The organism is Dactylosporangium darangshiense (genome assembly GCF_039537565.1).
Classification (GTDB): Bacteria; Actinomycetota; Actinomycetes; order Mycobacteriales; family Micromonosporaceae; genus Dactylosporangium; species Dactylosporangium darangshiense.
This window is the reverse complement of sequence record NZ_BAABAT010000039.1, coordinates 93,925-102,497: the sequence shown is the minus strand read 5'-3', so window position 1 is coordinate 102,497 and position 8,573 is coordinate 93,925. Positions and strand designations below refer to the sequence as shown.

At 72.1% G+C, this 8,573-nt stretch carries 9 protein-coding genes; 2 read left to right on the top strand and 7 right to left on the bottom strand.

Translation table 11 applies throughout. The features are described 5' to 3' along the window. Window positions 1-617 (bottom strand): ricin-type beta-trefoil lectin domain protein (locus ABD901_RS44105; RefSeq protein ID WP_345137214.1); only part of this gene is annotated, 617 nt, incomplete at its 3' end. Window positions 618-811: 194 nt separating this feature from the next. Between ABD901_RS44105 and ABD901_RS44100 the strand changes: the two genes are divergently transcribed. After that, on the top strand, window positions 812-2,176 hold the full coding sequence (locus ABD901_RS44100; protein ID WP_345137212.1) for a TIGR03086 family metal-binding protein: 1,365 nt from the start codon (window positions 812-814) through the stop codon (window positions 2,174-2,176). Here ABD901_RS44100 and ABD901_RS44095 read toward each other — a convergent pair. The 5 genes from ABD901_RS44095 to ABD901_RS44075 all read right to left on the bottom strand — a co-directional run bounded on the left by ABD901_RS44095 (window position 2,154) and on the right by ABD901_RS44075 (window position 7,423). Beyond that, window positions 2,154-3,743, bottom strand: coding sequence for an ABC-F family ATP-binding cassette domain-containing protein (locus ABD901_RS44095; RefSeq protein ID WP_345137210.1), 1,590 nt, complete (start codon window positions 3,741-3,743; stop codon window positions 2,154-2,156). The two genes, ABD901_RS44100 and ABD901_RS44095, sit on opposite strands and share 23 nt — an antisense overlap. A 125-nt stretch (window positions 3,744-3,868) precedes the next feature. Further along, window positions 3,869-4,774, bottom strand: coding sequence for a septum formation family protein (locus ABD901_RS44090; RefSeq protein ID WP_345137208.1), 906 nt, complete (start codon window positions 4,772-4,774; stop codon window positions 3,869-3,871). 4 nt (window positions 4,775-4,778) lie between these two features. After that, window positions 4,779-5,669 carry a septum formation family protein gene (locus ABD901_RS44085; RefSeq protein ID WP_345137206.1) on the bottom strand — a complete coding sequence of 297 codons (891 nt, stop codon included), beginning with the start codon at window positions 5,667-5,669 and terminating at the stop codon, window positions 4,779-4,781. Window positions 5,670-5,750: 81 nt separating this feature from the next. Further along, on the bottom strand, window positions 5,751-6,704 hold the full coding sequence (locus ABD901_RS44080; protein ID WP_345137204.1) for a 2-dehydropantoate 2-reductase: 954 nt from the start codon (window positions 6,702-6,704) through the stop codon (window positions 5,751-5,753). Then, on the bottom strand, window positions 6,701-7,423 hold the full coding sequence (locus tag ABD901_RS44075) for a tyrosine-protein phosphatase (RefSeq protein ID WP_345137202.1): 723 nt from the start codon (window positions 7,421-7,423) through the stop codon (window positions 6,701-6,703). The genes ABD901_RS44080 and ABD901_RS44075 overlap by 4 nt, the downstream gene beginning before the upstream one ends. 151 nt (window positions 7,424-7,574) lie before the next feature. Here ABD901_RS44075 and ABD901_RS44070 point away from each other — a divergent pair, with 151 nt between their 5' ends. Then, window positions 7,575-7,913, top strand: coding sequence for an STAS domain-containing protein (locus tag ABD901_RS44070; protein ID WP_345137200.1), 339 nt, complete (start codon window positions 7,575-7,577; stop codon window positions 7,911-7,913). A gap of 1 nt (window position 7,914) precedes the next feature. On the opposite strand, the gene ABD901_RS44065 is transcribed toward ABD901_RS44070, so the two are convergent. Beyond that, a complete protein-coding gene (locus ABD901_RS44065) occupies window positions 7,915-8,568 on the bottom strand; it encodes a DUF3159 domain-containing protein (RefSeq protein ID WP_345137199.1) in 654 nt (217 codons plus the stop codon). Window positions 8,569-8,573: the final 5 nt, after the last annotated feature.

Here is an 8,573-nt window from a genome sequence, read left to right as displayed (position 1 = left end):
GTGGCGAACGCGGGGTACTTCTTCATCGCGTCGGTCAGTCCGGCGTAGGTGTAGAACGAGTTCCGGCTCGGGAACATCTGGTTGAACTGGGCCTCGCTGACCACGAAGCCGCTCGTCGACCCGCCGCTGCCGCCGCCGGGGACCGTCCATTTCTGGTTGGCGCCACCGCCGCAGGACCAGATCTGCAGCGGCGTGCCGTCGGCCGAGCTGGGGCCGGTGGCGTCGAGGCACTTGTTGGCCTGGGGGTTGACGATGTCGCGGGCGGCGTTGGCAACCCACTGCTGGGCGCCGGTGCCGTTGCAGTCCCAGAGCTGGACCTTGGCCCCGTCGGCCGTTGAGCCGCCGGAGACGTCAAGGCACTTGCCGAGGGCCCGGATCGTGCCGTCGGTGCCGACGGTCCAGCTCTGCGCGTTGGTGCCGTTGCACGTCCACAGCTGGACCTTGGTGCCGTTCGCGGTGTTGGCGCCGGAGACGTCGACACACTTGCCGCCGTAGCCGGTGATCGCGCCGGTGCCCGCGGCTGCCGCGGTATCCGGGATGAGGATGAAGGCGCCGAGGACGGCAGCGGCTGCCGCGACGAGCACCCGGCGCAGGCGCGCCGATCGTGATCTGTCCATGGTGATGCTCCTGGGTGAGGGAGTGGGCGGGACATGGACCCTGATCTCTTTGGGGGCTTTTTTCATATCGCAAAGTTAGTTAACTGTAAAGAGTCTTTCTTTTATCGGGTCTGGGAGTGGGGTTGACTCTCCCATCGTGGGAGACCCGATGGTTGGCGACGTGCCCGCCGATGACGCCGTCCTGATGAGCATCGGTGAGCTGGCGGAGCGGAGTCGCCGACGTGGCCGCACTGCACGCGGACGCGCTGGAGGCGCAGATACGCGCTCTGCGGGTGCATTGTGCGGTGCTGCGTTCGGTCGCCAACCGTGGTTCCACGACCGAGGAGCTTGCTGTCATGACCAAGCTGGCACGGCTGTCCGCCGCGCAGCGCAATGCGATCATTCACCAGTTCATCTCCGACGTGCTGGGCGACCTGGAGGCCCCGGGGTACCGGGAGGGCCTGCTGGCCGCCACGCCGGACCTGCCCGACGAACGGACCAACGAGCAGGTCGACGCCTGGATCGAACTGGCCGACATGCTCGACGATCCGCGGTTGCGCACGGCGATGCGCCGAATGGGCGAATACGCCGCACGGCACGCCCCCGGCCCGTACGACGACCGCGACGTGCGAGCGGTCGAGCAGGTGACCGACTTCTGGGTGCAACGGGTCACCGCGGCCATCGACGCCGGCATTGCCGCGGACTCGCCGACGGCCGACTCGATCGTGGCCGATGTCGTCGGCGCCTGGCTGCCCATGCAGGACGGCGGCGACCCGCGGCCGGGCGGTGACGGCGAGCACGCGCGGAGCCGGCTGCTCGAGCAGCTGGAGATGGCCGCCGATCCGAGCGCCGAACGGTACTGGCAGCTGCTGTGCATCATCAACGGCTGGCCCGTGCGACCGAGCCTGGCCACGGCCGGGCAGTGGCTGATGACCGCGCTGCGCGCCAACCCCGCGCCGGGCGTCCGCGCCGCGAGCATCTCCGCCGCCCTCGGGGACGTCGGCCAGCCCGATCCGTCAGCGGTGCTGGATGCCTACGCCCGGGTCCTGGCCGAGGTGGACACGATCGTGGCCGCGGTCACCGCCGACCGTTTCGACGACCACACGCCCTGCGCCGACTGGAACGTTCGCGCCCTGCTCAACCACCTGGTCTACGAGAACCTGATGTGGACCAGCCTGGCCGGCGGCAACCCCCGCAACGACTTCGCCGCCGACCACCTCGGCGATGACCATGTGGCCGCATTCCGCGCCTCGGCCGAGGCGGCGCTGACCGCCTTCCGCCGGCCCGGCATGCTGGCGCAGCGGTACGGGCCGGCCCCGGGGTGGCGACTCGTCGAACAGGTCGTCATCGAGATGCTCGTCCACGGCTGGGACCTGGCCAAAGCGACCGGCCGCCCCACCGACCTCGCTCCCGGCGCCGCCGCGACGACGCTCGCCGCGGTCCGCAAGATGTACGCGGAGCTGCCGCGAACGCCCGGCGGCTCGTTCGCTCCTGCCCAGCCGGTCCCCGACCGGGCGAGTGCCGCCGACCACCTCGCCGCGTACCTGGGCCGAGACGTCAACTGGACTCCCCCCGGCTGAGTTCCAGGTGCAGGGTCCGGCCGGGCCAGCGGGAACGCAACCAGCGGTCGTGACTGGCGACCACGAACGCGCCGGGGCCCGTGGTCAGGGCCTCCTCCAACTCGTCGCACAGGGCGGGGGAGAGGTGGTTCGTCGGCTCGTCCAGCAGCAACAGGTCCGGAGGGTCGGCGATCAGCAGGGCCAGGGCGAGGCGGCGGCGCTGGCCCACCGACAGGTCGCCGACCGGCCGTGCGGCGTCGCGGGAGGCCAGCAGGCCGAGCGTGCGTAGCGGTACCGACTCCGCCAATGCCGAACCGAGCACGGCCTCGTAGGTCTCCAGCGCGGTCCGGTCAGGGCGGTCGAACGTGGTGTCCTGGGTCAAAAGGGAGACCCGCAACGCGGGGCGGTGGTTGACGCCCGGCGCCGGCAGGCGGCCCGACAGGACGGCGAGCAGCGTCGACTTGCCGGTGCCGTTCGCGCCCGTGACGAGCAGGCGGTCGCCCGACGGGATGTCCAGGCGGTCCAGCGCGAGGCGGCCCGGGACCGAGACGTCGCGCAGCGAGACCAGCAGGCCGTCGGAGTGGGCGGTCAGCGGGCCGGGGCGGAAACGCAGCGGCGGCGGGGGCTTGCGGACCTGGTCGCGGGTCAGGGTGTCCAGGCGGCGGGTGGCGTTGCGGACGCGCCGGGAGATCTGGTGCTCCACCCGGCCCGTCGTGCGGCCGTAGTTCATCTTCTCGTTGTCGCGCTTCGGGCGGTTGTGCGCCACCTGGTGCGCGGTGACCGAGGCCGCCTGGCGCAGCGATGCCAGCTCCTCCTGCTCCTCGGCGAAGCGGCGTTCCCACCGCTCCCGTTCTGCGCGGCGCTCGGCCTGGTACGCGGTGTACCCGCCGCCGTAGCGGATCGGGCCGTCCACCGCCGGGTCGAGGTCGACCAGGTCGGTGCAGACGGCGTCCAGGAACGCGCGGTCGTGGCTGGCCAGGACGACCACGCCGGGCAGGCCGCGCAGCTGGTCCTCGAGGAACGCCGCGGCGTCGTCGTCGAGGTGGTTCGTCGGCTCGTCCAGCAGCAGCGCTGCCGGGCGGCGCACCAGCAGGGCCGCGAGCGCCAGACGGCCGCGCTGCCCGCCCGACAGCGTCTGCAGGGGCCGATCATGTGGTACCGCCGAAAGCCCGAGACCTGCGAGCACGATCTCGGCCCGCCGGTCGGCGTCCCAGGCCTCGATCTCCTGGGCGCGCTCCAGCAGCACCGCGTAGTCGTCGAGGCGGTCCTCGGCCAGGGCGGCGTCCAGGGCCGCCAGGCACGTGCGGGCCTCGCGCAGTGCGCCGGCGATGACGTCGCGGACCGCCGCCGACGGGTCGAACGGCATCTCCTGGTGCAGGTAGCCGAGGTCGGGCGGGCGTACGACGGTGCCGCCGTCGGGCTCGTCGGCGCCGGCCAGCAGGCGCAGCAGCGTCGACTTGCCGGTGCCGTTCTCGCCGATCAGGCCGATGCGACGGCCGGGCGCGGCGGTGAGGGACACCCCGTCGAGCACGCGGCGGGTGCCGAACGTGCGCACGAGGTCATGGGCGAGCAGGGGTGCGAGAGACAAGGAAGACCACCGGCGGGTAGACGCTTCCGCCCGCCGGGCATGAAACCTCGGACGCGGGCGCGGGAAGGGTCGGTGATCACATCGCCTTCGACGATAGCGGGCCCGTCCCGCGCCCGGCAACGCTATTACAGTGTGGCGTCGCCGATACCCTTGACCGACTTGCTGAGCTTGCGGCCGTGCAGGAAGAAGAAGCAGCGCGACGAGTGGTCGCCGGCCTTCCAGCCGGTGGAGCCGGCCGTGCGCCACCAGATGTAGTAGACGTCGCGCTGGCGGTTGTAGGCGGTGCGGGACATGCCCGTGTACTCGAGCATCTTCGCCTCGCACGCCTTGCCGAACAACTTTTCGTTGGCGGCGGTGTCGTTCGGGAACGCGGCGTCGGCCGGTGCGGTGACGTAGCCGGCGTACTCCAAGTCGTGCGGCTGCGTGCACGCGACCGGGTCGGCCTGGGCGAACAGGGTGTCGTTCGTGGCGCCCGAGGTGAGCGAGCAGCCGTTGGCCAGGGGGCCGCCGGGCGCGACCGCACCCTTGAACGTCTTGTCGAACGACTCGATCTTGTGGCCGTCGGCGCCCATGACGGCGACGTCGCAGTGGTACGTGCGCAGGCCGCCGAGCCACTGGGCGTACGTGGGCGGCTGCAGGTACAGGTACAGCCGCCCGGCGTGCCAGTCGCCGCCGAGGTACTTCGCGGCGGCCTCCTCGCACTGCGCGTACAGCGCCGCGAACTTGTCGCGGTCCGGGCGCTTGGCCTCCTTGGCCAGCTCCGCCGGCACCTTGCCGACGGCCACGATCTCGACCTGGTGCGGTCCGTCGCAGGGCACGACCGGCGCGACGCCGTCCCACGAGGAGACGTCCTGGTCCTTGTACCCGCCGGAGTTGTGGCACTCGCCGAGCACCGGCTCGGGTACCTTCGCCGCGGGCAGCATGGCCCAGTCGTCGCCGAGGTCGCCGTCGGTGCCCGCGGGCTGCCCGGCGCAGCCGGACAGGGCGCCCAGCACCAGTACAGCAGTCAGGGCGATGAGACGTCGTCGCACGGCGTCAGACGGCCACGTCGCCGGCGCCCTTGAGCGACCGGTTGATCTTCTTCTTGTCGATCATGAGGTAGCAGCGGGCGGTGTGGTTGCCGGCCGTCCACTCGTCCTTGTCGGCGGTCATCCAGTAGCCGTAGTACAGCGACTTCTGCGAGCTCCAGCTCGAGCGGCTCATGCCGATGAAGGCGAGCATCTTCGCCTCGCAGGCCTTGCTGAAGGCGTCGTCGACGGCCTTGCTTCCGGTGGGGTAGTCGTTGGTCGGGCTGCTGACGAAGCCGACGTACTCCACGTCGTGCGGGTCGGTGCACTTGGCCGGCGTGATGTCGTCCCAGCTGTCGTTCGTCGTGCCCACCTGGGTCCCGCAGGTCAGCCGCAGCTCGCCGCCGGAGGCCAGGGTGCCCTTCATGGTCTCCTTGCGCGGGTCGAAGATGCCCGCCTCGGTGCGCAGGGAGGCCACGTCGCAGCGGTAGAACCGCGCGCCGCCGGTCCACTGCCGGCTCGTCGGCGGGGTGACCTGCACGTACACCCTGCCGGCCTGCCACTCGGCGCCGAGGTAGTCCGCGACGGCCTTGTCGCAGTCCGTCCACGCGTCGGCCAGCTGCGACGGCGACGGCGGCGAGCTCGAGTTGGCGGCGGTGCCGGAGAAGTGGCCCACCTTCGCCGTCTCGAACGTGTGCGTCAGGTCGCACGTCGTCTGGGTCACGTTCGACGGGGTGAGGTCGCTGACCTCGGTCGCGCTCGTGGTCCAGCACGAGCCGGTCTCGGGCTCGGGGACCTTGGGCGCGCTCATCATCGCCCAGTCGTCGGTCAGGTCGCCGTCGCCGGCCTTGACGGCGCAGCCGCTCAGCGCGCCGCCGATGAGGACGACGACACATGCCAGTGCCGCAATTCGCTTCATTGATGCCTCCCCCGCAAATGATGCGAGGGGCACTATGTCAACTTCTCGGCCCAATAGGTATCAACCGAACAGTTGACCTTGTCAATCATGAGCCTTCTGGTACAGCCCGCGCTGCTCGGCGGCGAGCCGGGTGAGGCCCAGCAGTGCGTCCAGCGACGGCGTCGGCACGTCGAGCGCGCCGGCGATCTCGCGGACCGCGGTGAGCATCGCGTCGATCTCGAGCGGCCGGCCGGCCTCGGCGTCCTGCAGCATCGACGTCTTGAACGCGCCCAGGCGGCGGGTGACCGCGTTGCGGTCGACCGGGCTCTGCTCGATCGGGCAGCCGATGCGCGCACCGATCGCGGCCGCCTCGCGCATGACCGCGTGCGCGAAGCCGTTGACGAGCGGGTCGTCGAGGATGCGGTCGGCGGTCGCGCCCGTCAGCGCCGAGATGGGATTGACGGTCATGTTGCCCCACAGCTTGTACCACACGTCGCGCCGGACGTCGGCCGACAGCGTGACGTCGAAGCCGGACAGCAGCTCGGCCACGGCGTCCAGGCGCGCGCTGCCGCCGCCGTCGGGCTCGCCGAGGATGAGGCCGTTGCCCGCGGCGAGCGCGGCCTCGCCGGGCGCGGTCACGGCGGCGCTGAGGTGCACGACGCAGCCGATGACCCGGGACCGGTCGATCGTCGCAGCGATCGTGCCGTCGGGGTCGACGCTGCGCAGCGCCCGGTCCGGGAAGAACCACCACGGCACGCCGTTGAGCGCCGGCACGACGACCGTGCCGGGCCCGAGCAGCGGCTCGAGCGCCGGGGCGAGGCCGGGCAGGGCGTGTGCCTTGACCGTCAGGATCACCACGTCCTGCTCGCCGAGGTCGGCCGGGTCGTCGCTGGCGGTCACCGGCCGGACGGCACCGTCCAGCGACCAGCCGCGCTCGCGCAGCGCGGTGAGGGTGGCGCCGCGGGCCAGCACCGACAGCGGCCCGTCGATGCGCGCACCGAAGACCGCGCCGACGGCACCGGCGCCGACGACGCAGACCCGCCGCGGACCGCTCATGCCTGCGGCTCGAGCAGGTTGTCCTCGAGGCGGGAGTACACCGGGTCGGGCAGGCCGAGGTAGTCGCGCACCGAGCCGTGCCGGGCTCGCAGGTCGGCGAGGAACAGCAGCATCGCCTCGGCGGGGGAGAGCAGCCAGCGCTTCGGCATCTTCTCGATCTCCGGGTTGAGTCCGCGCAGGTACGCCAGGGTCCGCTCGGTCGCGGCGCTGGTGAGCGCGTAGTCCTCGGCGATGACCTCGTCGGGCACGCCGAGCGCGCCGAGGGTCACGGCCGACACCACGCCGGTGCGGTCCTTGCCGGCCACGCAGTGCACGACCACGGGCGCGTTGCCGGAGTCGGCGATCACCTCGACCGCGGCCGTGATTGCGGCGTGGCCGTGCTCGGCGAGGTCGAGGTAGCGGTTGGCGAGCCACCGCGCATCGCTGGGCTCGTCGTGGTCGGTCGCCTCCTCCCACTCCGCGTGCATTGGGTTGATGTGGTGGTACGTCATCCCGTCGAACGCGTGCACCCGCCCGTCGCGCTCGACCTCGCGCGGCCGGCGCAGGTCGATGACGGTGCGCACGCCGAGCGAGGTGAACGACGTCGCGTCGGCGGGGTCGATGCGGCTGAGCGAGTCGGACCGGTACAGCCGCCGCCAGCGCGTCGTGTGCCCGGTGCCGGTGGCGTAGCCGCCCAGGTCGCGGAAGTTGAACAGGTTGGGGTGGTCGTAGTTCCGCACGCTGCGACCTTAGCGTGCGGCCCGTGCGCGGGGTCACGCACGAATTCGTCCGGGCCGGGATGTCGGGCCGGGCGGGTGCGGGCGGTAACATGCCGCGTGTCCGGACGGGAGAGGGATCACGATTGACGCGCAGCAGGTCTCAGGGGCAGGCATGACCGACGGCATCGCGACCGGGACGGTCGGCGGGTGTGTCGTGGTCTCGCCGGCCGGTGCGCTGGACGTGGCCACCGTGCCGGAGCTGCACACGCTGCTGCACCGGACCCTCGACGACGGCGCGACCCGGCTGGTGCTGGACCTGTCCGAGGTCGACTTCATCGACTCGACGGCGCTGCGCACGCTGGTATCGGTGCACAAGCGGCTGCGCGACAGCGGCGGCTTCGCCATCGTCTGCCCGCACGCGCGCATCCGGCGGATCTTCGACCTGACCGCGCTGGACCGGGTGCTGATCCTCACCGGCACCGTCGACGAGGCGCGCGCCGCCCTGGAGTAGGTCAGCCGCGCTGTTCCTGCGGCTGCAGGACCCGCGGGTGGCGGATGCCCGGGTGCGCCTCCGGCAGCGTCCGGCGCAGCACCCACCAGCTGACCGCCAGGCACGCCGCCACGAGCGGCCAGGTGAGGATCGTCTGCGCGGCGGCGAGCCACAGCACCTGCCCCGCCCACCAGAGCGGGACGAAGACGATCAGGCGGGCGACGTACTGCAGGACCCACACCCAGCTGGCGCGCTGGTAGGCCCGCAGGAGCTCCGGGTCGGCTCGCCAGCGGGACTTCTGCCCCAGCACGGTGCCGACCACGAGGCCGAGGAAGGGCCAGCGGACCAGGATGCTCGCCGCCCACGCCAGCGCGCTGGCCGCGTTGGTGAGCACCCGGACGCCGAAGAAGTCCTCGGCCCGGCCGGTGCGCAGCGCCACCAGCGCGCCGACGCAGACGACGAGCAGGCTGACCACGGTGCCGATGGGGCGGCGGCCGGCGGCGAGGCGCCACGCGGCCACGCCGGCGCCGGCGAGGACAGCGACGCCGGCGCCCAGCGGGATGGACCGCCCGCCGGCGAGCCAGCCGGCGGCGAAGGCCACGACGGGTACCGCCGTCTCCACCGCCGACTGCCAGCCGCCGAGCAGTTCCCTCAGCGACTCACCCTCGCGCGTCATCTGTC